The following is a 21,924-nucleotide window of genomic DNA, read 5'->3' on the forward strand; positions in this document are numbered from 1 at the left end:
GGCCGGGGCAGGGGTGGTCAGGGGGACGGCGGGGCCTCCTGGAGGTAGGCGGCGATCATGGCGAGGTCGTTGGCGACGGCCACCACGTCCTGGGTGTTCGGGCCGGGGGTGGAGGCGCCGTTGACTCCCGCGTAGAAGGGGTCGAAGCGGCCGCCGCCGCGGTCCAGGTACCCGGCGATGGTGATGGCCCCGACGGCCAGGCGGTCGTTGAGCGCGTCCCCGCCGACCGCCGCACCGGTCTTGGCGAACACCTTCCCGCGCGCCGGGCAGTCCCGGCAGTTCTCGGCCAGCAGCCCGTCGACGCCGAGGATGGGCAGGGCCTCGCGGAAGAGCCGCGCCTGCGGGGTGCGCTGCCAGTACGTCAGCATCTGCACCAGCGCCTCGGGCGTGGCCCGGTCGGCCGGGTTCCCGCCCCGGCCGTCCATGAGCTGCAGCTGTCCGCGGTCGACGCCCGCCTCGTCCAGGAAGTCGGCGAGCACCGGGAAGCCGTCCTCGCACTGGCGGCTGCCGGTCGTGACGGCCATCAGGCAGATGCCCAGGTTGGCGCCCAGGTTGTGGCTGACCTTGAGGATCAGCTTGGCGTACTGGGCGTAGGGCGGGGAGGTGTACGCGGCCACCCGCGGCCGGCCTTCGTAGTCGCGCGGCAGCCGGGCGACCGGGTTGGGGCCGGCCGGGTCCGCGGTGACCCGTACGCCGGCCCGTGCCAGTGCCTGGATCAGCGCGGCACGCCCGAACGCGGCCGGGTCGGCGATGGGGGAGGTGCGCAGCAGCGGCTCGGCGTCCGCCGCGATCGTGCCGGACAGCCGGATGCGGGTGCCGCCGTCGGTGGCCGTCACCGTGATGTCGGTCGGTCCGCCCGCCGCGACGGTCTTCACCGTGGAACCGACCTCGTACGGGGCGACCTTCGGCCGCCAGTCCAGCCGGGCGTCCGCGCCCGCCCGGTCCCCGGGGGTGGTCAGGAGGTCGATCAGGTTGTCGTTGACGATCAGCGGCGTCGGGGTCGGGTCGAGGACGGGGTCGGGGGCGAACAGCCTGCTGTCGACGATCACGTCCCCGTCGACGCGCGTGATGCCCGCGGCGCGCACCTGGCGGGCGAGCTCGTCGATGCCGGCGAGGGGGTTCTCCGGGGTCAGGGTCGCCCCCGTGAAGTCGTTGGCGTAGGTGTGGTCGAGGTCCGTGTACGCGACCGTGCCGTCGGGGCGCGTCCGGCCGCCCAGGGTGAGGTCGCCCTGGGCGACGAGGTCGAGGTCGCCGGTCAGGGTGGCGCCCCTGCGGTCGCCGACCGCGTAGACCGGTGTCACGAAGCGGTGTTCGGAGCCGAGGGTGTGCCACGGGCCGGAGACGCTGACCAGCTTGGCGGTGGACCCGGGGATGAAGAACTGGTCGGGATACATGCTGTGGACCACGCGGCCGCCGTCCGGTCCGGTCTGCAGCAGGCCCCACTGCGCATTGCGGTACTCCGGCTTGCGCATGATCTCCGTGATGCGCGGGTCGAGCCCGCCGGCGGGGGACGGGGAAGGCGAGGGGGCCGGGGACGGGTCCGCCCCCGCCGCCGTACCGGTGGCCAGCGCCACGAACAGGAGCGCGGCGCAGGCGGCGGCGAGGCCGCGGCGCAGCGGTGCTGAGCGGTTCGGACCGTTCACAGCGCGCTCCGTTCGTCGCGGCTGTCTCCCCGAGGCCTGTCAACAGCGTGGCACGGCCGGTTGCGGCATGCACGTCCCGAAGGGCGCCCTCCGGCCGCGACCGCCCCGGTGACACGGTGTGACCTCCCGTGGGCAAGATCGTTCTCACGGCATGCGCCTGAACGTACGAACCGCCGCCCTTGCCCTGGCCCTCGCGGGCTGCGCCCTCTCGGCCGCCACCACCGCCCACGCCGCGGGCCCCGCCTCAGGGCCGGCCGCCACCGCGGTGTCCGCGCCGGCCGACGGCCCGGCCGACGAGCTCTCCGACGACGTCGCCGACGTGGTCGAGGACCTGGACCTGCTGGGGGAGGACTGACACCGCCGCCCCCCGCCACCGGGACGAGGCCGCCTGCAACGGCCGAACGGCCGGCCCGCCGAAGCGGGCCGGCCGTTCACGTCGCGCGGGTCGCGCGGGGTCTCAGCGGTTCCCGTCGGCGGGGCGCACCGCGTCGACGAGGGTGGCGAGCACGTCGACGGCGCTGCCGTCGTGGTCGCTGCCGGCCGTCCCGCTGCCGCTCTGGAGGTTGGCCGCGCGGTCGACCTCCACCACGGAGTCGGAGTGCGAGTTGTCGATGACGGTGATCAGGCTGCCGCTCGCGGCGGCCGGTGTCGCGCCGCCGCCGATGAGGGCCACCGCGAGCGCGGCGGCGGCCCGGATGCGCGCCCCGGTCACACCTTCACGCTCTCACGTGCCACCGGTACGGGGTGGTGGCGCGAGATGTTCTTGGTCAGCAGCCTCGTGGACTCGCCGACCCCGACCTCCTCGCCCCCGTCGGCCGCGGGCAGCCGCCCGTCGGCGAGCCGCAGTTCGGCGAGGGCGGTGTCCATCGCCTTGTGCGCGGCGAACAGGCACGGGGTGCTGTAGATGGCCATGTCGACGCCGAGGTCGGTCAGCTCGGTCAGCGAGAGCCGCGGTGACTTCCCGCCGGCGATCTGGTTGAACAGCAGCGGCTTGCCGCCGACGGCCTCGCGGATCCGCTCGATCCACTCGACGCTGCGGACCCCGTCGACGAGGACGACGTCCGCGTCGGTCGCTGCCAGGGCCTGGGCGCGGTGGATGATGTCGGCCTCCTCCGTCGCGTCGGTGCGCGCGACGACCACCAGGTCCTTGCGGGTCGCCAGCACCATCTCCAGCTTCTCCAGGTACTCGGTGAGCGGGAGCACCTGCTTGCCGTCGGCGTGGCCGCAGCGCCGGGGGCGCTTCTGGTCCTCCAGGATGACGCCGGAGGCCCCCATCCGCTCCAGGCCCTCCACGACGTGGCAGGCCACTTCGGGGTCGACGTACCCGTCGTCGATGTCGACGAGCAGGTGGTGACGGGGGAAGGCGCCGCGCAGCCGCTGGACGAAGGCCACCATGTCCGGCCAGGCGATGAAGCCGATGTCGGGCAGCCCGTAGTAGGAGGCGGCGAACCCGAAGCCGGACACGAACATCCCGTCGTAGTGCGCGGCCGCCACCGAGGCGGAGTACATGTCGTACACCCCGATGAGCGGCGTGGTGCCGGGCTTCGCGATCTGCTCCCGCAGCTTGTTCCCGTAAGTCATCGTTCGGTTCCTCCGAGGTGCGCGTCGACACAGGGGAGGGCAGAGAGCCGCGCCACCAGGACTCTTTACCTAAAGCAGATCCTTCCTTGGTGAAGAGCGGTACTTTCACGGATGAAGCCTTTACTCACCCCTACGGCGTAGCCGGTTCACCACAGAAACGTCACTTGAGGCGCGGCCGGCCTCAGGCCTCGGTGGGCAGCCAGCAGCCGTGCAGGCCGAGCGGGACCCGGACGGGGATCCGGACGCGGGCCACCGGCCCCGCCGCCGGGTCCTCGGCGGGGATGACCAGGAACCAGCTCGCCCCGTCGGTGCGGTCGGTGGCGAAGGTCAGCCAGTGGCCGTGGCCGTCGGAGTCCCGCCCGGGCTCGGGGGCGAAGACCGGCTCGCCGACCGAGAGGTTCCCCGCCCGCCAGACACGGGAGCCACCCGTCTCCGTGTCGTACCAGCGCACGGCGTCGTACTCGCCCGGGAGCAGGTCCGCACGTCCGGTCTCGGTGGCCAGTGCGGCGTACCGGTGGCGCCGTCCGACGAGCCGGTCGTCGACCCGGGGGAACTCCACCCGGGAGTCGTCCAGCCGGGTGCGGGCCATCCGGCCGGCGGCCGGGTCGATGCGGGCCCGCGTCAGGCCGCCGCTGACGGGCTCCGTCTCCGTCCCGGATGGCGCCCCGACGGTCAGCCTGCTCCACTCCACGTAGTCGAGGACCACCGGGGCGTCCTCGCCGGGGCCGTCGTCGTAGGCGTTCACCGTGTGCCACATCCAGAACGCCTCGTCCGTCGCCCAGCGCAGCGGCCCGCCGTCGCGCGGGATCAGCGCCACGCGGGTGCCGCGCTCGGGCCGCCAGGACAGGAACGAGCCCCCCGCCATGGCCGCCGCCAGGTCGAAGAAGACCGGGGCGAGGACGAGGACGGCGTAGCGGCCGGTCAGGGCCATGTCGTGGATCATCATCGGCTCGTCCACCCCCTCGACGGGCGTGGGCCCGCGCGTGACGGCGCCGTCACGGCCGATGACCGACCAGGTGAGGTACGGCGGCTCCAGGGCGTAGCAGAAGACGACCATCTCGCCGGTGGCCGGATCGACCTTGGGATGGGCGGTGATGCCGGCGGGCAGCGCTCCACCGAAGTCCTCGCGGCCCAGGGTCGCCAGGCCCGCGTCGATCCGGTACGGGCACGCCGACTCGGCGAGGGCCAGCATCCGCCCGCCGTGCCGGACGACGTTGATGTCGGGAAGGTCCCGGAAGGTACCCGCGAGCTCCGGACCGACCTGGTCGGCATCCGGCACGATCATCGATTCGAGGCCGCCCCACAGGGCGTGCCCGGCCCTCTCTTCCGCCTCCAGTGCGGGCGTGCGCACGAAGCGGTTCCGGTACCGGGCGCGGCCCCCGGAGAGCCAGACCCCGTGCAGCATCCCGTCGCCGTCGATGGGGTACAGGTACGAGCCGATCGGGGTGAACCGCGGATTGGGGCCGTTGCGCAGGTACAGGCCGTCCAGGGAGGGCGGCAGCTCGCCCGTCACCTCGAGGTCGGCCGCGTCGACCTCCTCGGTGACCGGCGCGAACGAGCCCAGGAGATGGGGGACCCGCGTGGGGTCGAAACGGGGCGGCGTATGCGTGTTCACGAAGACCTCCCGGCGTGTGCCCGGCGGGGTCCCGGCGGCCGGAAGGAACTCCTCCGCGGGCGCACCGTCGCGGCTCCCTCCAGTGAAACGCGGGACCCCTACGACTGCCAGAGAGAGCTGCGCGCCCCGCCGACCGGGGCCCGTACGGGCAGGTCAGGCGGAGGTGAAGAGGTCCGCGTGCGCGTCGTCGAGGACGAAGCCGTTGTCGAGGCGGACGCGGACCGTCACCCGCGGTCCGTGCTCCCGGTGGGCGGTCCAGTCGGCTTCGAGGGAGGCCACCTGCTCCTCCAGCTGCCGCCTGCTGGCCGGGGGCATCTGGTGGCCGAAGTCGTCCATGAGCGCCTTCAGCCGTACGTACTCGCGCACCTCGTGGCTCTGCTCCCGTTCCCGGGGCGCGTCCACCCGCTCGACGGTGCCCCCGGTGCCCGACGCGAGGCAGAGCGATCCGGCGACGGCCTCCTCGCCCGCGGGGGAGCCCTCGGCCGCGACGACCGTCCCGGCCAGCCTGAGGTCTGCCGCCAGCACGACCCGCTGGCCTTCCTGGAGGGTCATCGATTGTCCTCTTCTGCGATCGGGACTGCTGCTGGGGCTGTCGGCGGGGCGGCCGCCGTGTCGGTGGCACCGCCTAGTCTCCCACCATGTCAGTCAACATCGATCTTGCATTCACCGTCACCGGGGTGGCCGACGAGCTGCAGGCCCGGGAAGTCGTCGGCGCCCTCGAGGAACTGATGAGGGACGAGGCCATCGACGGCTACGTCCGCATCACGGCGGGCGTGGGCGAGGACGGCGCGTGCCTCGTCTCCGGGAAGAGCCGCTTCCCGCTCTCCATCTCGGGCTTCCACCGGTGGCAGCCGCACTTCGAGGGGCTCTTCGCCATGACCGTCGCCGAAGTGGCCGCCGCTGCCAGGCCGGAGATCAGCTGGGGTTACCCGGACGAGGAGTACTGAGCCGCACGGCCAGGAGCCGGGGGCAGCGCCCAGCGGATCGCCCGGGTCACGGCCCGGCCTCCCGCACGGGCGGCCGGGCCCGGTACCCGGTCGGCCGCGGAACCCGAACCGGCGGTGACGGCCGTCCTCGCCCACGACGGCAGCAGGTCCACGGCCGCCGCCGCGAGCAGCGCGTACGGTAGCCGGGCGGCTCCCGGCAGCGGTGGATCGGTCAGCAGGAAACGGGCCGTGTCCCGGGACGCGGCCGTCGGCCGCAGGCCGGGCCGGTACCGCGCCATCCGCAGCGCCAGTTCCCGTACGTCCTCCGGCGGCCGGTCCGCGCCCAGTGCCCGGGCCACCCGCGCCGTGTCGGCGAGGTACGCGTCGCAGCCCGCCGGATCCAACGGGTGCCTGCCGTAGAGCTGGTGGGCCCGCAGGAAGCAGTCCGCCTCGGCGGTGTGCACCCAGCCCAGCAGCTCCGGGTCGTCGGCCCGGTAGGCAGCGCCGTCGGCCGTGCGGCCCCGGACGCGGGCGTGCACCGCCCGCACGCGGGCCACCGCCGCCTCGGCGTCGGCGCTCGTACCGAAGGTGGTCACCGCCAGGAAGGTGCTGGTCCGGTGCAGGCGCCCCCACGGGTCGCCGCGGTACCCGGAGTGTGCAGCCACCGCGGCCATCGCGACGGGGTGCAGGGACTGCAGCAGCAGGGCGGCCAGGCCGCCGACGAACATCGACGCGTCCCCGTGGACCTGCCGCACCGGCCGGTCCGGCCCGAACCAGCGGGGCCCGGGAGTCCGGTGGATGCGCTCCCGGTTGCGGGCTCCGTCGGGACCGGCGACGCGCAGGAACACCGCCTCGCCGGCTTGCCGCCTGATCCGCCGGACTGCCGTCGTCGGGCTCGCCATGCGCCCAGTATGCGCCCGGCGCCGCTCCGCGGTCCCATGGACGTGAGGGCGGTTGAGAGACGTCGCTCCGGGCAGGTGCCCCATGTACAAGGAGGTACGTCATGGCTGCCGAGGACGCGCCCGAAGCGGAGGCCGCCGGCACCGAGCACCGCGGCCCCCACGTGGTGCGGGTGAGCGGCGAGATGGATCTGGACCACGCGGGCGCCCTGCGCGAGACGCTCGCCGCGGCCCTGGCCCGGGCGCCCGAGGGCGCCGAGATCATCGTCGACCTGCGGAACTCCTCCTTCTGCGACTCCGCGGGACTCAACACGCTGCTGGACGCCCGGCGGCAGGCCGTCCGGACCGGACACGTCCTGCGCCTGGCGGCGCCCAGCCACCAGCTGCTGCGGCTGCTCGAACTGACCGGTTCGGGCGGCTCCTTCCCCCTGGACGCCACCGTGCCCGGCTGAGCGCACCGGGGACCGGTGCGCCCCCTGCCGGCGGCACGCCGACCCCGACCGATCGGAGAACCCGATGAGCAGCGCCGACGAAGCCTACGGCGACGACGTCTACCAGCCGCAGGAGAGCGACGAGTCCGCCGAGGCGCAACCCGACCTGGAGAACACCCTCGACGAGCCGGGCCTCGACGACACCCTCGACACTGCGTACGTGCCGCTCGACCGCCCCCTGGCCGTCGACGACAGGGGCACGACCGCCGCCGAGGCGCGCACGGGCGAGACGCTGGAGCAGCGCCTCGCGCGCGAGCAGCCGGAGGTCTCCGACCAGGACGAGATCACCGACGAGGCCGGCGACGCCATGCTCGCCGGACCGGACCGGGCGGGTCGTCTGGCCGCGGTCGACGACTCAGCCCCGCAGCGCCACATCTCCGTACTGGCCCGGGACGTCGGAATCGACGGCGGCGCGGCCTCGGCCGAGGAGGCCGCGGTGCACGTCGTCGAGGAGCTGCCGACGGCCGAGGACATGGACTGAACGGCGGGGGCGGGACGCCGGACGAGGGGTCAGATGATGTGGATGCGCTCCAGCGCGCCCGCGGTGTCGCGGATCATCAGGTCGTTGCCCTTCGCGCGTTCGCGCTCGATGAACCCGAGCAGGAGCACGGCCCGGTTGATCACGTCGGACTTGCTGACGCCGGTTGCGGCCGTCAGCTCCGAGACGACCGTGACCGCCGGAGGGCACAGGGTCACGGAGTACCGCTCGGTATCGGGGTGAGGGGGAAGCTGATCCATGGTGACGTCCTTTCCGAAGGGCAGAAGGGCACCATGGTTGCAGCAACACCGCGCGGATGCGCACCAATTATGCGCAGTGCCGGTGCAGTGCCGGTGCAGTGCCGGTGCAGTGCCGGTGCACCGGTGAAGCCGTGTCAGTGAGTCGGGGCCCAGAGGGCGGTCAGCCGCCCCCTGCCGGGCACCAAGTCCTCCCAGCCGCCCGCCAGGTCCACCACCACGACGCCGGACGTCGGGAACCCGTCCCGAAGCCGCTCCAGGAGCTCCTCCGGACCGCTCCCGCACAGGGCCGTGGCCAGCTCGTGGATGCCGGTGTTGTGGCCGACCAGCGCCAGACAGCCCAAGCCCGCTCCCCGCTCCGCCAGTACGGTGACCAGCTCGTTCGGCGCCGCGTCGTAGAGCCTCTCGTCGTAGACGGCGTCCGGGGGGTCCGCCAGCGCCGGGACCAGAAGCTGCCAGGTCTGGCGCGTCCTGCGCGAGGGCGAGCACAGCGCCAGGTCGGGCGTGTAGCCCTGTTCCGCCAGCCAGCGGCCCGTCCGGGGTGCGTCGGCCCTGCCGCGCTCGCCCAGGGCGCGTTCGAAGTCCTCGGCGGGATCGCCCTTCGGCACCGCCTTGGCGTGCCGGACCAGCAGCAGCCGGCTCCCGGTCGTCTGCGGCGCGGGGTCCGAGGACATGGCGCTCTCCCTTCAGGCCGGTCGGCGGAGCGCGTACGGGTCCGCGTACGGCTACACGGTCATGGTGCGGTCGGTCCGGTGCGCGCGCACCCGGGCCGGGCGCCGCGACAGGTGAACCTTTGCGGTAGCACTAGGCTCCGCAGGATGGAACGCGCAGACGTACTCAGGCGAGTGATCGGCATCCTCACCGAGGCCCAGGACATCCGCCGGGCGGCCGAGGCCGGTGAGGACGCCGACGGCCCAGCCGAAACGGCCGGAGTGGCCACACAGCTCCTGAACGAAATGCTGCCGTCGATCAGCGTGCCCGCCGACGCGTCGCCGCAGCAGGTGGCGACCCTGGTGGCCGAGGCGCTCGGCCCGGCCCTGCACACGATGGTCTCCGGATTCAGCCTGGCGTTCACCAGCCTCGCGATCGCGCACGACGGCGGGCGGACGGACGTCTCCTCGATCGAGGTCCTCCAGGAACTCGCCCTGGAGGTCGAGGCCGGTACCTACGACCAAGGCCCCTGGGAGACCTGACCCGCCCGGCGGGCCCCCGCGCCTCGGGGCGGACGCCGTCAGCCGGCGTCCTCCTCGCGCGGACGGGACATCTTGCTCTCCTGCCGCCTCCGCAGCTCCTCGGGGGTCTTGCCCGCGACCGGCTTGCTGGCCTCGGGGTGCACCGGGTCCGGACCGGGGTGTTCCTGCGGGTGTTCCCCACGGCCCCCGGCCGGCTGCTGACGCCTGTCCTCCGTACCCTTCATGGCTGACGCTCCCTCGCGGATCCGATCGACGCGGACTTCGGACGTCCTCCACCTACCCCGCAGGGCACCGGCGACACGGGCCGGCGCGACCCGATACGACACGACCGGACTCGTCCGTTCCGGCACGCGTCATCCGGCGCGGCCTGGGAAGATGCGCAGTCATGCCCGAAACGATCAGCAGCATCGCCACCCGTGTCGCACGGCGCCGCCGCGAGCCGGTCGCCGTCCAGGCGCTGCGCTCCACCGCCGCGGCCGTCATCAGCTATGTCGTGGCGCTCCGCCTGAGCAGCGAGCCGAATCCGCTGACCGCACCGCTGACGGCTCTGCTCGTCGTCCAGGTCACGCTCTACTCCACGTTGACCACCAGCATCCGCCGGGTCAACTCGGTGGTCGTCGGCGTCCTGATCGCCATCGGCTTCAGCGTGCTGGTCGGCCTCACCTGGTGGAGCCTCGGCCTGCTGATCCTGGCCTCCCTGGTGGTGGGCCACCTGGTGCGCGTGGACGAGTTCGTCCCCGAGGTCGCGATCAGCGCCATGCTCGTCCTCGGCGTCACCCAGGTGGCGGACACCGCCTGGGACCGGGTGCTGGAAACCGTCATCGGAGCGGTCGTCGGGCTCCTGGTCAACCTCCTTCTGGCACCACCCCTGTGGATCGGCCCGGCGGGCGACGCCATCACCGACCTCGCCCTGCGCATGAGCCGCCTGCTCGACCACCTGGGCGAGGAACTCCCGGGCCCGGACCGGGTCGAACGGGCCGCCGCCCGGCTGCACGAGGCGCGCCGCCTCGACAACGACATCGCGCAGGTCGACACCGCCCTGCGGCAGGCCGAGGACAGTCTCCGGCTCAATCCGCGGGTCAAGGAGGGCCTGCTCTTCCGGCTGGTCCTGCGCACCGGCCTGGACACCCTGGAGATCTGCGCGGTGGTGCTCCGCGTGGCCAGCCGGACCCTCAACGACCTGGCCAGGGCCCGCCCCGACGGCCCGCTCTTCGAACCCGAGACCGCCGCCGCGCTGCGCGAGGTGCTGCGGCACACCGCGGTCGCCGTGGAGAGCTTCGCCCAGCTGATCACCGCCCAGGTGAGCGCCAACGCGGAAGAGGCCGAGGCCCGCCTGACCGGGGAGCTGGCCGTGGCCCGCGTCCACCGCAACCGGCTCGCGGACCTGCTGCTGGCCTCCGCCCGCGAGGACCCCGAGCACTGGCAGTTGCGCGGTGCCCTGCTCTCCGAGATCGACCGGGTCCTCGACGAGCTGGGCGTGGAGAAGCGCTCCCAGCGCCTGCTGGAGGAACTCGACGAGCACACCCGTACGCGGCGCACCCGCGGGCTGCGCGGCCGGCTGCGGACACGGGCGCGCAGGCGCGGCGGCGCGAAGCGGCCGGGGTGACGAAGGGGGCGCGGTGCGCGAAGGTGGGGGCATGGTGCACGTACTGGGCAGCAGGATCCTGCTGCGACCCACGGACCCCGAGCGCTCGCGCGCGTTCTACGGCGAGACCCTCGGCCTCGCCGTGTACCGCGAGTTCGGTACGGGACCGGACCGCGGCACGGTGTACTTCCTCGGAGGCGGCTTCCTCGAAGTGTCGGGACGGGCCGACGCGCCGCCCGCGCCGGGCCTGCGGCTGTGGCTCCAAGTCGCCGATGTTCAGGCGGCGTACGAGGAGCTGCACAGCCGCGGCGCCGAAGTGCTGCGGCCTCCGCTGCGTGAACCGTGGGGGCTGGTCGAGATGTGGATCGCCGACCCCGACGGTGTGCGGATCGCCGTGGTGGAGGTCCCGGGGGACCACCCACTGCGCTACCGCCCCTGAGCGCGGAGCCAGGAGGGCCGGCGTCAGTAGTAGTGCTTGCGACCTCCCACGGCGTGCCCCACCGCGCCCAGCACCCAGAGCACCAGGCCGATGATGACGAGGATCAGGCCGATCGTCCAGAGGATCGAAATCCCCGTGACGAAGCCGATGATCAGCAGGATGACGCCCAGAACGATCATGACTACCTCCTGGTTCTGTCGAACCGGTATGCGGGGCGTCTACCACGATTGCGAGACCTTATGCCTGTTTCGCCCTGGTTGATCAGTCGGTCCGCGGCGGCAGCCCGTCGAGGCCCGTCTCGCGCATGACGCGGTCGACCGTCTCGGCGAGGGCGCTGCCGGCTCCGACGACGGTCTCCACGCCACCGGGCAGGAGGTCGCGTTCGCGGTACCAGGCGCGCAGATCCAGCTCGGTGACCTGGGCCAGGTAGTCGGGGTCCGCCTTCGAGGCGTGGCGGGCCAGGGTCTCCTCGATCGGGATGTCGAGGTAGTAGCAGCGTGAGACGCCGAGGTGGTCGCGGAGCAGGCCCGCGAGCATGTCGCCGTACCGGTCGGCGTACAGGATGCCCTCGACCACCACGTGGTAGCCGGCGTCCAGCGCGTACCGGGCGACCGTGTCGATCAGCCCGATGTTGGCGCCGCCCGGCACGTCGCGCTCCCTCAGTACGGTCCGCCGCAGGTTGTCCTGGGCGACCAGGGCGAGGCCGCGGCCGAACCGGGCGCGGATCCCCGCCGCCACTGATGACTTGCCCGACGCCGAGTTCCCCCGGACGACCACGAGCCGGGTGCCCTCGCTCCCCAGGGGCGCGCGGCGCACGCTAGCGGCCCCCTTCGTACGGGGGCGGCCGGTTCGGGCCGGCGGCCGCCGGGCCGGCCAGGAACCCGGTTCGGCCGGGGCCTGGTTCGCCGTCCCGGTGGTCCACGGGGTCGCCCGCCCGCTGGAAGTGCACGGCCGCGGGGAGCCCGGCCCCGTAGGCGTCAAGTCCCGCCCGGCAGTACGCGACCATCGGCGCCGGCAGCGCGTCCAGTGCGTACCAGCCCATGCCGTCGCACCGGTCCGGCTCCATGATCCGGGGCAGCCCGGACCACCTGCGCACCTCGAAGAAGACGCCGAGGCGGGACGACGAGCCCACCGGGGGGCGGTGGTGCACGGTGACCGCCGCGCGCACGTCCCGCGTGTCGATGAGGATCCCGGTCTCCTCGCGGGCCTCGCGGATCACGGCCTCGACGAAGTCCTCGTCCGCCTCCAGGTGGCCGGACGGCAGGTGCCACATCCCGGTCGCGTACACCGGACCGGCCCGCCGCGACAGCAGGACCTCGGGGCCGCGCCCGCCGTCGCGGCGCAGCAGGAGGTGTACGTCGAGCGGCAGCGTGTGCCTGCGCGCGGCGGTCATCCGGCGCTCCCGGGGCGGCCCCAGCCGAGTTCGGTGTACGGACGTCCGGCGCGGATGCCCTCGACCGCGGCGCGGGTGTAGGGGACGACCGGCTCCGGCAGCGCGTCGAGCGGCCACCACGTCCACGCCACGCACCGGTCGGGTTCCAGCAGTTGCGGCTCGCCGAGCCAGCGCCGGGCCCGGAAGACCAGCTGGATGCGCGGCCGGGCGCCCGGCCGGTCCACGACGTGCACCAGGTGGACGAGGTCGACGTCGGCCGGGTCGACGACGAGTCCGGCCTCCTCCCGCGCCTCCCTCACCAGGCAGCTCACGGCGGACTCCTGCTCGCAGTGCCCGGCGAGGAAGTGGTGGGTGGAGGGCGCGTAGGCGGAGTCCGGGTGCCGCAGCCCGAGCAGGACCTCGCCGTCGCGTTCCAGGTAGAGGTGGACGCCGACAAGGTGGGGGACCGCCGCGTTCGCGGCCCCGGCGCCGGCCGGCTCCGGGGGTCGGTCCTCGGCGTGCCGGCGGATCAGGTCGAGGGTCGAGGGGCTCATGCGCAGACGGGGCATGGTCTGCGGGTCGTGCCAGGCGAGCATGACCCCCTCGGTGAGGGCGAGGGCACCGGGGTCGCCGTTCCAGCGGGCGGTGAAGATCTGCACGGGGACGGTGGTGCCGTCGGTTCCGATGACGTGTTCCACGGCGTACGGCTCCACGGTGGACGGTTCGAGTCCGGCCTCCTCCCGCAACTCCCGGCGGACGGTGTCCTCCAGCGACGTGTCCTGGGGCTCACGGCCGCCGCCGAGCAGGGCCCAGGCCCCCGGCTCCCAGATGTCCGGCACGTCGTCCCGCAGGTGCAGCAGGTAGCGGCCGGCGCCGTCGTGGATCAACGCCGAGGCGTTGACCGGCCGGGCCCGGCCGTCGGGCCCCGGCTCCAGCAGCCTGGCCCGCAGGGCGGGCGGGCCGACCTCGTCGAAGGGGAGCCACTGCGTCCCCGGGCTCCCGTCGGCGTACGGCGCCCGGTCGGCGTCCCCGTCGGCGAGGTGCAGGACCATGCGGACGTCGTAGTGCGGGCGGGCCGGTTCGCCCTGGGCCGGCCCCGCCCCGACGGCGCGGACGCCGATGTGGACGGGCACGCCCCCGTACTCGGCGGTGTGACAGAGGGCGGAGGGCGCGATCCCCGCCCCCTCCCGCACCCCGCGCAGGGCCGCGGCCAGGAGCGTACGGTCGTCCGGCCCGACGCGCCCGCCCGGTAGGCGGAGCGTCCCGTCGGCCGGGTGCCGGACGTGCAGGACGCGCCGGCGGGGGTCGACCACGACCGCACTGCACGTGATGTGCCCGGGCGGGGCCGCCCGGCCGGCGGGATCGTCCCCGGCGTCGAAGGACGGCAACAGGTCGCGGAGCGTGTCCCGTTCGGCGGGATGGCGTTCGAGGTAGGCGGCGACGGCATCGCGGAGGGGGGAGCGGGTGGGCGGCACGTGAACCTCACAGTTCCGGGGGAGGGGCCGGCTCCAAGAATGGCTCGGGAACGGGCCCGTCACGGTCGTTCCGGGGGCGGTCACCCGAGCGAGGGTCGTGCCGCGGCCCGCAACCCCCGCCCACCCCGGCCTAGTTAGGTTAGCCTTGCCTATGAATGGTCTAGGGTGCGGGGCATGGAGAAGATCATCCGTGTGCTGGCGGCAGTGGCCGCCGGCTTGGTCCTCGCCGCACCCGGCGCCCTCGCGACGCCCGCCGCGGCCCGGGCCGCACCGGCCGGGGGCGCCTCCGGGCTCGAACTCCCGCGCCCCACCGGCGCCTTCGCGGTGGGCCGGGACACCCTCCACCTGGTGGACCGCGAGCGCAAGGACCCGTGGGTGCCGACCGCGGACCGGGAACTGCTGGCGTCGCTGTACTACCCGGCCCTCGCCCGCACCGGCAGCCCCGCCCCCTACATGGCGGTCGCCGAGGCCAAGGCACTGCTCACCGACCGGGGGCAGCTCGGCGACCACGTCACCCCCGAAGGCGTGGCGGCCACCCGCACGCACGCCAGGGCAGGTGCCCTGCCCCGGCCGGCGGCCGGCCGCCATCCGCTGATCGTGCTCTCCCCGGGCTTCACGATGCCGCGCGCCTCGCTGACCACCCTGGCGGAGGACCTCGCGAGCCGCGGCTACGTCGTCGCCGCGGTGGACCATGCGTACGAATCGGACGGTACGACCTTCCCCGGCGGACGGGTCCTCACCTGCAAGGCCTGCGAGCAGGTCTTCCCCGACGGGTCGCTGCACCGGGTCTGCGACGGCCGGGCCCAGGACGTCAGGTTCCTCCTCGACCGTCTCACCGGCCCGCGTTCCGCCTGGCGCTACTCCTGGCTGATCGACGCGCAGCGCATCGGCACGGCCGGCCACTCCATCGGCGGAGCGGCCGCCTCGGCCGCCATGGCCGCGGACCCGCGCGTGGACGCCGGGGTGAACATGGACGGCACCTTCTTCACACCGATACCCGAGCGCGGACTCGGCGGCCGCCCCTTCCTGATGCTCGCCGGCGACCCCGCGCTGCTGCCGCCCGACTTCCCCGACACCTCCTGGGAGGACAACTGGCCCCGGCTGGACGGCTGGAAGCGCTGGCTGACCGTCACGGGAGCGGGCCACCCGGCCTTCACCGACTGGCCCGTACTGAGTGACGGGGCGGGATCCCCCCACCCAGAGACCCCGCTGCCGGGCATCCGGTCGCAGCAGATCACCCGCGCTTACGTCGGCGCGTTCTTCGATCTCCACCTGCGCGGCCTGCCGGCGCCCCGCCTGGACGGCCCGACGGCGGCGGACCCGGAGGTGGTGTTCCACCGCCGCTGACGCGCCACGGGGGCGCCCGGCGCGCGAGCCGCGGCGGGAGCCCCCGTACCCGCCCTGTTCCGGACGACCCATCGGACCGAGGAGCCACACAGATGTCGACCCCTTCCGAGAGCGGCGGTTCCGCCCACGGCCTGAGCGGCGTGGCCATGACCCTGCTCACGCCCCTCTACGGCCGGGCCCACGCGGCCGAACTCCTGCCCGGCACCACCTTCCGCGACCCCGCCGCCGCCTCCGTGCCGGCCGCCACCGGATTCCGGGCCCCCGAGGTGCTGACGGACCGGAGCAACGCGCGCGGCTCCGTGCACCGCGCCATCGTCCTCGACGAACTCACCTCGGCCTTCTGCCGTGAACACCCCGACGCGGTGGTCATCTCGGTGGGCATCGGCCTCGACACCCGCGCCGAACGCCTCGCCCCGTCCCGGCCCGCCTCCGTCACCTGGCTCGGCATCGACGTGCCCGAGGTCGTGCAACTGCGCGCCACGCTCCTTCCCGACGACCTGACGGGAGTGTTCCCCGCCTCGATCACCGAGCCCGGCTGGACGGAGCGGCTGCTGCCGCTCGTCGGCGGGCGCAGGAACGTACTCGTCCTGGCCGAAGGGGTCCTCATGTACCTGGACCCGGCCGGGCTGCGGGCCTTCCCCACCTCCTGCCGGGAGGCCTTTCCCGGCGTCGAACTCGTGGCGGACTACTTCCACCCGAAGGTCGCCCTCAGCGGCCGGCACCCCATCGTCAAGGCGACGGGAGCACAGTTCCGCTCCGGCGCCCGCGGCGGACGCGGGCTGGCCGCCGCGGCTCCCGGCTGGGAGTGGGTCGCAGACCACCCGGTGATGGAACGCATCGGCATCGGCCACCGGGCGGCCGCCGGGCTGTTCCGCCTGCTCACCCTCGGCGCTCCCGCGTACTCCGTGGCCCGGCTGCGGGCGACGCCGTAGGCCGGGTGCCGGTTCGTCGGTCCCGAGGCAGGGAAGCGAGCCGGCGGTCATCCTGGAACGCGGCCGGTACCTCGTCCTCCCACGGATCGATCCCGCGGCGTTCCAGCTCGTCGAACCACCGGTCCCTTGTCGACCGGCTCCACGGCGAGAGGCGGGTCATGCGCCGTCGCCGTCGCCGGACGGCCCGTGGTGGAAGCTCCAGGCCTCGATGTCGCGGTAGTGGATCGGGCCCGGGCCGCGGCCGATGTTGCTGCCGACCAGGTGCAGGCGGGCGGTCCGCCACCGGCGGCCGGAGAACGCGCCGAGCCCGGCGGCGGCCTCCACCACGCACGCGGGATCGTTCCGGCGGGTCCGGGCGAGGGTGAGATGGGGGCGCAGCGGCCGGTCCTCGAAGGGGACGCCGCACTCCTCGACCACGGCACGCACCTCGGAGGCCAGCAGGTGCAGGCCGTCGAGGTCCCCGTCGAGACCGCTCCACAGCACCCGCTCGTCGAAGTGCCCGCCGCCGCTCAGCGCCAGTTCGAGCGGCCGGCGGGCCGCCGCCAGCTCGGCGAGCGGCGGCCGCAGGAGAGGAACGGTCCCGACCGGGAGCTCCCCGAGGAACGCCAGGGTGATGTGCCAGTCCTCGATGCGGTTCCACCGCATGCCCGGGTACGCCGCGTAGGCGGGCCGCAGCGCCCTCGCGAGCTCCTCCTTGGCGTCATCGGGCGGGGCGAGCGCTATGAACACGCGAACGGTCGAGGGCCGGATCTGTTCCTTCACAGAAGTCTTCGTACCCCACGACGCGTGCTCCGGTCATCTTTGCGGCCCGCACCCTCTCGCGGGGCGCCGCTCAGTCGACGAGCACGCCCGGGTTGAGGATGCCCCGCGGGTCGAGGGCGTGCTTCGCCGCGCGCAGCGCGAGGGCGAAGGGGTTGGGCCGCTGGAGGTCGTAGCCGGGGCGGTGGTCCCGGCCTACGGCGTGGTGGTGGGTGATCGTGGCCCGGTGGCGGTGCAGGACGTCGCTCGCCACGGCCTTGAGGTCGTCCCAGAAGGCCACCTCGTCGCCGGGGCGGCCCGCCGCGAGGACGGTGAAGTACGGGGCCGCTCCGTCGGGATAGACGTGCGTCAGACGGCAGTTGACCGTCGCCGGGTGGCCGGAGCCCTTGAGGGCCGCCTCCCCGACCTCCTTGCGGACCGCTTCGATCAGGCCGGGGATCCGGTCCCAGGTGGCCGCCGTCTCGAAGGTCTCCGCGACCGCCCCCATCCTGGCCAGGCCGTCGCGGAGGTAGGGCATCCGCAGGAAGGCCGAGCGCCAGGCGCTCACGGCCGCGTCGGCGTCGCCGCCCGCCGCGGCGCCCGCGGCCGCCGTGGCCGCGGACGCCGCGGCGGGCCGGCCGCCGTGGGACCGGGCCAGGTCGACGGCCTGGCCGAGCCGGGCGGCGACCGGCCCGTCCGCGGACTCGAACCCCAGGACGAGCACGGCGGATCCGTCGTGCGAGGCGCCCGCCAGCGCTGCCTCGCCGGCGTCGAGCAGTCGGCAGTTGGCGGGGAACAGGTCCGACTGCGCGATGGCGCGCACCGCTTCCAGGGCGGCCTGGAAGTCACTGAAGGCGAGGGATGCGGACCCCTTGTGGGCGGGGCGTTCCTGCAGCCGCACCCACGCCTCGGTGATGATCCCGAGCGCTCCCTCGGAGCCGAGGAACAGCCGGTCGGGGGAGGGGCCCGCCCCGGACGCGGGCAGCCGCCACGAGGAGCTGGTGCCGGCCGGCGTGACCACGCGCAGGGACTGGACGAAGTCGTCGATGTGCGTGCGCCCGGTGGCGTAGTGGCCGCCTGCCCGGGTGGCGAGCCAGCCGCCCAGCGTGGAGAACTCGAAGCTCTGCGGGAAATGCCGCAGGGTCAGACCGTGGGGCCGCAGCTGGTCCTCCAGGGCCGGGCCGAGGGTCCCGGCCTGGATGCGCGCCGCCCGGCCGACGGCATCGACCTCCAGGACACGGTCCATGGCGGTCAGGTCGAGGGACAGCACGGCGCGATGGGCGTCGCCGCGGTACTCCACTCCGCCCGAGACCGAGGAGCCGCCGCCGTACGGGACGACCGCGACCTGCCGCTCGCCGGCCCAGTCCAGCAGGTCTGCCACCTCGCGCTCGTCCGTCGGGCGTGCGACCAGGTCGGGGATGCGGCCGGGGCGTCCGCGCAGGGCGCGCACGACGTCCCGGTAGGCCTTGCCCATGGCGTGCGCGGCGCGGTCCTCCGGGTCCGCCGTGACCAGGTGCGCCAGGCTCGCCGGGGGCTCGGCGGCGGGGCGGCGGATGTCCAGGTCGCGGACGTGCGGGACGGGCAGCGGGTGGGCGAGGGTGCCCGGTATCAGGGCGCCCATCGCGGCGCATTCCGCATCGTCGGGGTGCGCGTCCGCCCACCCCCACCCCCACCATGACCGGGTGCGCGTGGCGGAGGCGGGCTGTGGCGTCGTACCGGGCATGGGGGCGCTCCAGAGGTCGCGGTGCGGAACTTACCTTGCGGTAAATTACTTACTGATAATATCCGGCCATGGCAACCCCACGCTCGAAAGCCGGTACCAAGGGAGTCCCCCGGCAGCACCGGCAGCAGCAGCTCCTGGCCGCCGCCACCGAGGAGTTCGGCACCCGCGGCTACGCGGCCGCCTCCCTCGCCGCCATCGCCGAGCGCGTCGGCGTCACCAAGACCCTGCTGCACCAGTACTTCGGCACCAAGGAGGACCTGTACCTCGCCTGCCTGGCGCCCGTCGGGGACCGCCTCCTGGACACGATCCGCACCGCGATGGGTCCGGACGGGACCACCGCGCACACGCCCCTGCGGGTGCTGCAGAGCATCTTCACCGCCCTGGAGGGACGGCGGGAGGCGTGGTTCGTCCTGTACGACACCTCCCTGCCGGCCGACGGCGCGGCCGCCCGCCGGGCCGCGCAGTACTGGTCCGCCATCGACGACCTCGCCGCCGGCGGCACCGCCGATCTGCTCCGGGCGACCGGCTCCGGCGACCCCCTGGACGCGGACGCCCTCAAGTACGTCTGGCGGGACCTTGTCGCCACCCTCGTCCGCTGGTGGGTCAAACACCCCGACGAATCCCCGGAAGCCATGACCGGCCGCTGCGCCCGCCTCTTCGCGGCCGCCGCGGCCCTCGCACCCGACCCGCCCGGCCCGGCGGATCCGGGCCGACGCGTGCCGCAGCCCCCGCAGGGTTAGCCTGGACGGGGGAACGCGCCGCCGGCCGCGCCGGTCCGCGAGAGGGAGGTCCCGTGGTCGCCAGACTGCGTGTGACGACGGTGGACGCCGGGCCGTTCACCATGCCGAAGAGCGGCCTGCAGTACGGCGCGAGCGGCACGATCACCGTCCCGTCGACGGTGGCCGTCATCGAGCACGCCACCCACGGACCGGTCCTGTTCGACACGGGCATCAACCACCGCGTGGCCGACCCCGAGGCGGCCGACGCCCACTGGGGACCCGGCCTGCGCACCGCGTACGGCGCCGAGGGGTTCACCCGCGCCCACGCCGTGGACGCACAGCTGGAACGCCTCGGCTACCGCCTCGAAGACGTCCGCTACGTCGTCTACTCCCACCTGCACCTCGACCACGCCGGCGGGATGACCTACTTCCCGCACGCCGTGCACGTCGCCCAGCACGAGGAACTGCGCCACGCCTGGTGGCCCGACCGCTGGACCGCCCGGGGCTACGCGTTCAACGACTACGCGGCCTGCCGGGGCTACGACTTCCTCGAACTGCGCGGCGACAGCGACCTGTTCGAGGACGGCACGTTGACCGTCGTGCGCACCGCCGGCCACACCCCCGGCCACCAGGGCATCATCCTGGACCTCGACCACCACGGACGGATCGCCCTCATGGGCGACGCCGCGCACCTCCAGAAGAGCCTGGAGCAGGACCTCCCGATGCCCAGCGACTGGAACGTCCAGGAGAAGCTGCTCACCCACGGCCGCCTGCGCGCACTCTCCCGGGCCGGCATCCGGGTCTTCCTCTCCCACGACCCGGACCACTTCGCCGCGCTCCCGCACGACGGCGACTTCTGGGACTGAGGCCCGCAGCCGGCGCGGCAGCCGACCGCGTCCGACGCGTCACACGTCCGGGAACACCGGCTCGACGGCGAGCGTGGGCGCGATGGTCCGCCAGATCGTCGCGCGGGCCGCCGCCAGGTCCACCCGGGGGTCGTCGAGCATCAGGCGGATGCCCAGGCCGTCGCACAGGGCCAGGACGAGGGTGCTCAGCGCCGCGACGTCACACTCGGCGAACTCGCCCGAGCTGATGCCGCGTTCCACGGCCCCGCCGACCCACGCGTGCAGCTGGTCGTACAGGTCGACGGCCAGGTGCCGGGCCGCCGCGTCCCGCTGGGCCCGCACCCACAGCTCCTGCCACAGCTTCCAGTCCTGGCGCAGCTCCGCGTCGCTGGGCAGCATGCTGCGCAGGATGCGGGCCAGCACGACGGACGAGGGCACCGAGTCGGCGACGCCCTCGGTGTCCGTACCCGTCTGGGCGAAGGAGTGCGTCATGGCCTCCGCGAAGAGCTTCTCGCGGGTGTCGAAGTGGTAGTGCAGCAGGGCCTTCGACACCCCGGCGTGCTCGGCGACCTTGCGCATGCTGACGTTCTCGAATCCGATGTCGGCGATGACCTCGCACGCGGCCGTGAGGATTCGCTCACGCGTCTCGAGTGCGCGCTCGGCCTTGGTCACGTTGGCTGCTCCCCGTCTCGACGCCCGCTCTCCGGCCGGGTGGGCCCGGATGCCGCGGCCGCCCCGCCCCCATCCTCGCGCATCGCACCGGCCCCGTGGGCGCCGTAGGTGTGGAAGCCCCGGCCCGTCTTGCGGCCCAGCCGCCCCGCGTCGACCATCCGGGCCAGCAGCGGCGGCGGTGCGTACAACGCCTCCCGGTACTCCGCGTACATCGACCGGGCGATGGCCTGTACGGTGTCCAGCCCGATCAGGTCGGCCAGGGCGAGCGGACCCAGCGGGTGCGCGCACCCGAGGGTCATGCCCCGGTCGATGTCCTCGGCCGACGCGGTCCCGCACTCGGCCATCCGCACGGCGGCCAGCAGGTACGGCACGAGCAGCGCGTTCACGACGAACCCCGCCCGGTCCTGGGCGCGGACGACCTCCTTGCCCAGGACCTCGGAGGCGAACGCATGGGCCCGCCGGACGGTCTCCGCGCCGGTGAGCAGGGACGGCACCAGCTCGACCAGGGGGAGCACCGGTACGGGGTTGAAGAAGTGCAGGCCGACGACCTGCTCCGGCCGCGAGATCGCGGCGGCCAGCCGGATGACGGGGATGGAGGAGGTGTTCGTCGCCAGGACGGCGTCCCGGCGCTCCACCACCCGGTCGAGCAGGTCGAATACCTCCAGCTTCGCCCGCTCGTCCTCGGCGACCGCCTCGACGACGAGGTCCCGGTCCGCGAGCCGCGCCGGGTCCGTCGTCACCGCGATCCGGCCCACGGCGGAGTCCCGTTCGTCGGCGGTCAGCCGTCCGGACGCCGCAGCACGGCCCAGGGAGCGGGTGATCCGCTCCAGGCCGGCGGCCGCGGCCGTACGGCTCGTCTCCACCACCACGACGTCGCGTCCGGCCCGGGCGCAGACCTCGGCGATGCCGGATCCCATCAGCCCGCAGCCCACGACCCCGACCCGCTCGACATCGGTCATCGACGCGTCCTCCCTCCTGTGCGTGTGCGTGTGCG

The 21,924-nt window shown here is 74.0% G+C and carries 28 protein-coding genes; 11 read left to right on the top strand and 17 right to left on the bottom strand.

Annotated features, from left to right (window positions below; all coding sequences use genetic code 11):
• Nucleotides 1-17 precede the first annotated feature (17 nt).
• On the bottom strand, nt 18-1,643 hold the full coding sequence (gene dacB / locus E6U81_RS00645) for a D-alanyl-D-alanine carboxypeptidase/D-alanyl-D-alanine-endopeptidase (protein ID WP_136228050.1): 1,626 nt from the start codon (nt 1,641-1,643) through the stop codon (nt 18-20).
• A gap of 151 nt (nt 1,644-1,794) precedes the next feature.
• Here dacB and E6U81_RS00650 point away from each other — a divergent pair, with 151 nt between their 5' ends.
• Nucleotides 1,795-1,998 carry a hypothetical protein gene (locus tag E6U81_RS00650; RefSeq protein WP_136228051.1) on the top strand — a complete coding sequence of 68 codons (204 nt, stop codon included), beginning with the start codon at nt 1,795-1,797 and terminating at the stop codon, nt 1,996-1,998.
• Nucleotides 1,999-2,100: 102 nt separating this feature from the next.
• On the opposite strand, the gene E6U81_RS00655 is transcribed toward E6U81_RS00650, so the two are convergent.
• From E6U81_RS00655 to E6U81_RS00670, 4 genes are all read right to left on the bottom strand, one after another.
• Entirely contained in the window at nt 2,101-2,355 is a 255-nt protein-coding gene (locus tag E6U81_RS00655) for a hypothetical protein (RefSeq protein ID WP_206309803.1), read from the bottom strand.
• Nucleotides 2,352-3,224: an isocitrate lyase/PEP mutase family protein gene (locus E6U81_RS00660; RefSeq protein ID WP_136228052.1), complete on the bottom strand. Its 873-nt coding sequence runs from the start codon at nt 3,222-3,224 to the stop codon at nt 2,352-2,354. Before E6U81_RS00660 ends, E6U81_RS00655 begins: the two co-directional genes overlap by 4 nt.
• A gap of 181 nt (nt 3,225-3,405) precedes the next feature.
• Nucleotides 3,406-4,839 carry a carotenoid oxygenase family protein gene (locus E6U81_RS00665; protein WP_136228053.1) on the bottom strand — a complete coding sequence of 478 codons (1,434 nt, stop codon included), beginning with the start codon at nt 4,837-4,839 and terminating at the stop codon, nt 3,406-3,408.
• Between the two features lie 153 nt (nt 4,840-4,992).
• Nucleotides 4,993-5,391 carry a hypothetical protein gene (locus tag E6U81_RS00670; protein WP_136228054.1) on the bottom strand — a complete coding sequence of 133 codons (399 nt, stop codon included), beginning with the start codon at nt 5,389-5,391 and terminating at the stop codon, nt 4,993-4,995.
• Nucleotides 5,392-5,477: 86 nt separating this feature from the next.
• On the opposite strand from E6U81_RS00670, the gene E6U81_RS00675 reads away from it, so the two are divergent.
• Nucleotides 5,478-5,786, top strand: coding sequence for a hypothetical protein (locus E6U81_RS00675; protein ID WP_136228055.1), 309 nt, complete (start codon nt 5,478-5,480; stop codon nt 5,784-5,786).
• Here the strand turns inward: E6U81_RS00675 and E6U81_RS00680 are convergent.
• On the bottom strand, nt 5,765-6,667 hold the full coding sequence (locus tag E6U81_RS00680; RefSeq protein WP_136228056.1) for an oxygenase MpaB family protein: 903 nt from the start codon (nt 6,665-6,667) through the stop codon (nt 5,765-5,767). The genes E6U81_RS00675 and E6U81_RS00680 overlap by 22 nt on opposite strands.
• A 101-nt stretch (nt 6,668-6,768) precedes the next feature.
• Here E6U81_RS00680 and E6U81_RS00685 point away from each other — a divergent pair, with 101 nt between their 5' ends.
• Together E6U81_RS00685 and E6U81_RS00690 are read left to right on the top strand one after the other, a co-directional pair.
• Nucleotides 6,769-7,116 (top strand): STAS domain-containing protein, encoded by a 348-nt coding sequence (locus tag E6U81_RS00685; RefSeq protein ID WP_136228057.1) that lies wholly within the window; start codon nt 6,769-6,771, stop codon nt 7,114-7,116.
• A gap of 64 nt (nt 7,117-7,180) precedes the next feature.
• Nucleotides 7,181-7,636 carry a DUF5709 domain-containing protein gene (locus E6U81_RS00690; RefSeq protein ID WP_136228058.1) on the top strand — a complete coding sequence of 152 codons (456 nt, stop codon included), beginning with the start codon at nt 7,181-7,183 and terminating at the stop codon, nt 7,634-7,636.
• Between the two features lie 29 nt (nt 7,637-7,665).
• Here the strand turns inward: E6U81_RS00690 and E6U81_RS00695 are convergent, their stop codons facing one another.
• The gene (locus tag E6U81_RS00695; RefSeq protein ID WP_136228059.1) at nt 7,666-7,893 is read right to left on the bottom strand and encodes a hypothetical protein; all 228 of its coding nucleotides are present in this window, start codon (nt 7,891-7,893) and stop codon (nt 7,666-7,668) included.
• A gap of 134 nt (nt 7,894-8,027) precedes the next feature.
• Complete coding sequence (locus E6U81_RS00700; RefSeq protein ID WP_136228060.1) at nt 8,028-8,564, bottom strand: histidine phosphatase family protein; 537 nt, start codon at nt 8,562-8,564, stop codon at nt 8,028-8,030.
• A gap of 144 nt (nt 8,565-8,708) precedes the next feature.
• Here E6U81_RS00700 and E6U81_RS00705 point away from each other — a divergent pair, with 144 nt between their 5' ends.
• Nucleotides 8,709-9,083 carry a hypothetical protein gene (locus E6U81_RS00705; RefSeq protein ID WP_136228061.1) on the top strand — a complete coding sequence of 125 codons (375 nt, stop codon included), beginning with the start codon at nt 8,709-8,711 and terminating at the stop codon, nt 9,081-9,083.
• 38 nt (nt 9,084-9,121) lie between these two features.
• On the opposite strand, the gene E6U81_RS00710 is transcribed toward E6U81_RS00705, so the two are convergent.
• The gene (locus tag E6U81_RS00710) at nt 9,122-9,307 is read right to left on the bottom strand and encodes a hypothetical protein (protein ID WP_136228062.1); all 186 of its coding nucleotides are present in this window, start codon (nt 9,305-9,307) and stop codon (nt 9,122-9,124) included.
• A 161-nt stretch (nt 9,308-9,468) separates the two neighbouring features.
• Here E6U81_RS00710 and E6U81_RS00715 point away from each other — a divergent pair, with 161 nt between their 5' ends.
• Entirely contained in the window at nt 9,469-10,689 is a 1,221-nt protein-coding gene (locus E6U81_RS00715) for an aromatic acid exporter family protein (RefSeq protein WP_136228063.1), read from the top strand.
• Between the two features lie 31 nt (nt 10,690-10,720).
• Nucleotides 10,721-11,107, top strand: a complete 387-nt coding sequence (locus E6U81_RS00720; RefSeq protein WP_136228064.1) for a VOC family protein — start codon at nt 10,721-10,723, stop codon at nt 11,105-11,107.
• Between the two features lie 23 nt (nt 11,108-11,130).
• Here the strand turns inward: E6U81_RS00720 and E6U81_RS39575 are convergent, their stop codons facing one another.
• The 4 genes from E6U81_RS39575 to E6U81_RS00735 form a co-directional block, all read right to left on the bottom strand.
• Nucleotides 11,131-11,286: a DUF6131 family protein gene (locus E6U81_RS39575; protein ID WP_168714514.1), complete on the bottom strand. Its 156-nt coding sequence runs from the start codon at nt 11,284-11,286 to the stop codon at nt 11,131-11,133.
• A gap of 82 nt (nt 11,287-11,368) precedes the next feature.
• Complete coding sequence (locus E6U81_RS00725) at nt 11,369-11,923, bottom strand: AAA family ATPase (RefSeq protein ID WP_240803544.1); 555 nt, start codon at nt 11,921-11,923, stop codon at nt 11,369-11,371.
• 1 nt (nt 11,924) lies between these two features.
• Nucleotides 11,925-12,500: an NUDIX domain-containing protein gene (locus tag E6U81_RS00730; RefSeq protein WP_136228065.1), complete on the bottom strand. Its 576-nt coding sequence runs from the start codon at nt 12,498-12,500 to the stop codon at nt 11,925-11,927.
• Nucleotides 12,497-13,954, bottom strand: a complete 1,458-nt coding sequence (locus E6U81_RS00735) for an NUDIX domain-containing protein (protein WP_136228066.1) — start codon at nt 13,952-13,954, stop codon at nt 12,497-12,499. The genes E6U81_RS00730 and E6U81_RS00735 overlap by 4 nt, the downstream gene beginning before the upstream one ends.
• 174 nt (nt 13,955-14,128) lie before the next feature.
• On the opposite strand from E6U81_RS00735, the gene E6U81_RS00740 reads away from it, so the two are divergent.
• Both E6U81_RS00740 and E6U81_RS00745 read left to right on the top strand, forming a co-directional pair.
• Nucleotides 14,129-15,301, top strand: a complete 1,173-nt coding sequence (locus E6U81_RS00740) for an alpha/beta hydrolase (RefSeq protein ID WP_136228067.1) — start codon at nt 14,129-14,131, stop codon at nt 15,299-15,301.
• Between the two features lie 92 nt (nt 15,302-15,393).
• Nucleotides 15,394-16,233 carry a class I SAM-dependent methyltransferase gene (locus E6U81_RS00745; protein WP_136228068.1) on the top strand — a complete coding sequence of 280 codons (840 nt, stop codon included), beginning with the start codon at nt 15,394-15,396 and terminating at the stop codon, nt 16,231-16,233.
• A gap of 156 nt (nt 16,234-16,389) precedes the next feature.
• On the opposite strand, the gene thpR is transcribed toward E6U81_RS00745, so the two are convergent.
• Together thpR and E6U81_RS00760 are read right to left on the bottom strand one after the other, a co-directional pair.
• Nucleotides 16,390-16,995, bottom strand: coding sequence for an RNA 2',3'-cyclic phosphodiesterase (gene thpR, locus E6U81_RS00755; protein WP_136228070.1), 606 nt, complete (start codon nt 16,993-16,995; stop codon nt 16,390-16,392).
• A gap of 70 nt (nt 16,996-17,065) precedes the next feature.
• The gene (locus E6U81_RS00760) at nt 17,066-18,694 is read right to left on the bottom strand and encodes an FAD-binding oxidoreductase (protein ID WP_136228071.1); all 1,629 of its coding nucleotides are present in this window, start codon (nt 18,692-18,694) and stop codon (nt 17,066-17,068) included.
• A gap of 68 nt (nt 18,695-18,762) precedes the next feature.
• On the opposite strand from E6U81_RS00760, the gene E6U81_RS00765 reads away from it, so the two are divergent.
• Nucleotides 18,763-19,434 carry a TetR/AcrR family transcriptional regulator gene (locus E6U81_RS00765; protein WP_136228072.1) on the top strand — a complete coding sequence of 224 codons (672 nt, stop codon included), beginning with the start codon at nt 18,763-18,765 and terminating at the stop codon, nt 19,432-19,434.
• Between the two features lie 53 nt (nt 19,435-19,487).
• Nucleotides 19,488-20,279, top strand: coding sequence for an N-acyl homoserine lactonase family protein (locus tag E6U81_RS00770; RefSeq protein ID WP_136228073.1), 792 nt, complete (start codon nt 19,488-19,490; stop codon nt 20,277-20,279).
• Nucleotides 20,280-20,318: 39 nt separating this feature from the next.
• Here E6U81_RS00770 and E6U81_RS00775 read toward each other — a convergent pair whose 3' ends face one another.
• Complete coding sequence (locus E6U81_RS00775; protein WP_136228074.1) at nt 20,319-20,930, bottom strand: TetR/AcrR family transcriptional regulator; 612 nt, start codon at nt 20,928-20,930, stop codon at nt 20,319-20,321.
• A complete protein-coding gene (locus E6U81_RS00780) occupies nt 20,927-21,889 on the bottom strand; it encodes a 3-hydroxybutyryl-CoA dehydrogenase (protein WP_136228075.1) in 963 nt (320 codons plus the stop codon). Before E6U81_RS00780 ends, E6U81_RS00775 begins: the two co-directional genes overlap by 4 nt.
• Between the last annotated feature and the right edge of the window lie 35 nt (nt 21,890-21,924).

Source organism: Streptomyces sp. A0592 (genome assembly GCF_004795115.1).
Taxonomy (GTDB): Bacteria; Actinomycetota; Actinomycetes; order Streptomycetales; family Streptomycetaceae; genus Streptomyces; species Streptomyces erythrochromogenes.

Coding starts and splice junctions, on each gene's coding strand:
- E6U81_RS00660 (WP_136228052.1), bottom strand. CDS start 3,224: ATGACTTACGGGAACAAGCTGCGGGAGCAGATCGCGAAGCCCGGCACC.
- E6U81_RS00715 (WP_136228063.1), top strand. CDS start 9,469: ATGCCCGAAACGATCAGCAGCATCGCCACCCGTGTCGCACGGCGCCGC.
- E6U81_RS00710 (WP_136228062.1), bottom strand. CDS start 9,307: ATGAAGGGTACGGAGGACAGGCGTCAGCAGCCGGCCGGGGGCCGTGGG.
- E6U81_RS00705 (WP_136228061.1), top strand. CDS start 8,709: ATGGAACGCGCAGACGTACTCAGGCGAGTGATCGGCATCCTCACCGAG.
- E6U81_RS39575 (WP_168714514.1), bottom strand. CDS start 11,286: ATGATCGTTCTGGGCGTCATCCTGCTGATCATCGGCTTCGTCACGGGG.
- E6U81_RS00780 (WP_136228075.1), bottom strand. CDS start 21,889: ATGACCGATGTCGAGCGGGTCGGGGTCGTGGGCTGCGGGCTGATGGGA.
- E6U81_RS00690 (WP_136228058.1), top strand. CDS start 7,181: ATGAGCAGCGCCGACGAAGCCTACGGCGACGACGTCTACCAGCCGCAG.
- E6U81_RS00700 (WP_136228060.1), bottom strand. CDS start 8,564: ATGTCCTCGGACCCCGCGCCGCAGACGACCGGGAGCCGGCTGCTGCTG.
- E6U81_RS00685 (WP_136228057.1), top strand. CDS start 6,769: ATGGCTGCCGAGGACGCGCCCGAAGCGGAGGCCGCCGGCACCGAGCAC.
- E6U81_RS00760 (WP_136228071.1), bottom strand. CDS start 18,694: ATGCCCGGTACGACGCCACAGCCCGCCTCCGCCACGCGCACCCGGTCA.
- E6U81_RS00675 (WP_136228055.1), top strand. CDS start 5,478: ATGTCAGTCAACATCGATCTTGCATTCACCGTCACCGGGGTGGCCGAC.
- E6U81_RS00765 (WP_136228072.1), top strand. CDS start 18,763: ATGGCAACCCCACGCTCGAAAGCCGGTACCAAGGGAGTCCCCCGGCAG.
- E6U81_RS00730 (WP_136228065.1), bottom strand. CDS start 12,500: ATGACCGCCGCGCGCAGGCACACGCTGCCGCTCGACGTACACCTCCTG.
- E6U81_RS00680 (WP_136228056.1), bottom strand. CDS start 6,667: ATGGCGAGCCCGACGACGGCAGTCCGGCGGATCAGGCGGCAAGCCGGC.
- E6U81_RS00670 (WP_136228054.1), bottom strand. CDS start 5,391: ATGACCCTCCAGGAAGGCCAGCGGGTCGTGCTGGCGGCAGACCTCAGG.
- E6U81_RS00720 (WP_136228064.1), top strand. CDS start 10,721: ATGGTGCACGTACTGGGCAGCAGGATCCTGCTGCGACCCACGGACCCC.
- E6U81_RS00695 (WP_136228059.1), bottom strand. CDS start 7,893: ATGGATCAGCTTCCCCCTCACCCCGATACCGAGCGGTACTCCGTGACC.
- E6U81_RS00650 (WP_136228051.1), top strand. CDS start 1,795: ATGCGCCTGAACGTACGAACCGCCGCCCTTGCCCTGGCCCTCGCGGGC.
- E6U81_RS00745 (WP_136228068.1), top strand. CDS start 15,394: ATGTCGACCCCTTCCGAGAGCGGCGGTTCCGCCCACGGCCTGAGCGGC.
- E6U81_RS00740 (WP_136228067.1), top strand. CDS start 14,129: ATGGAGAAGATCATCCGTGTGCTGGCGGCAGTGGCCGCCGGCTTGGTC.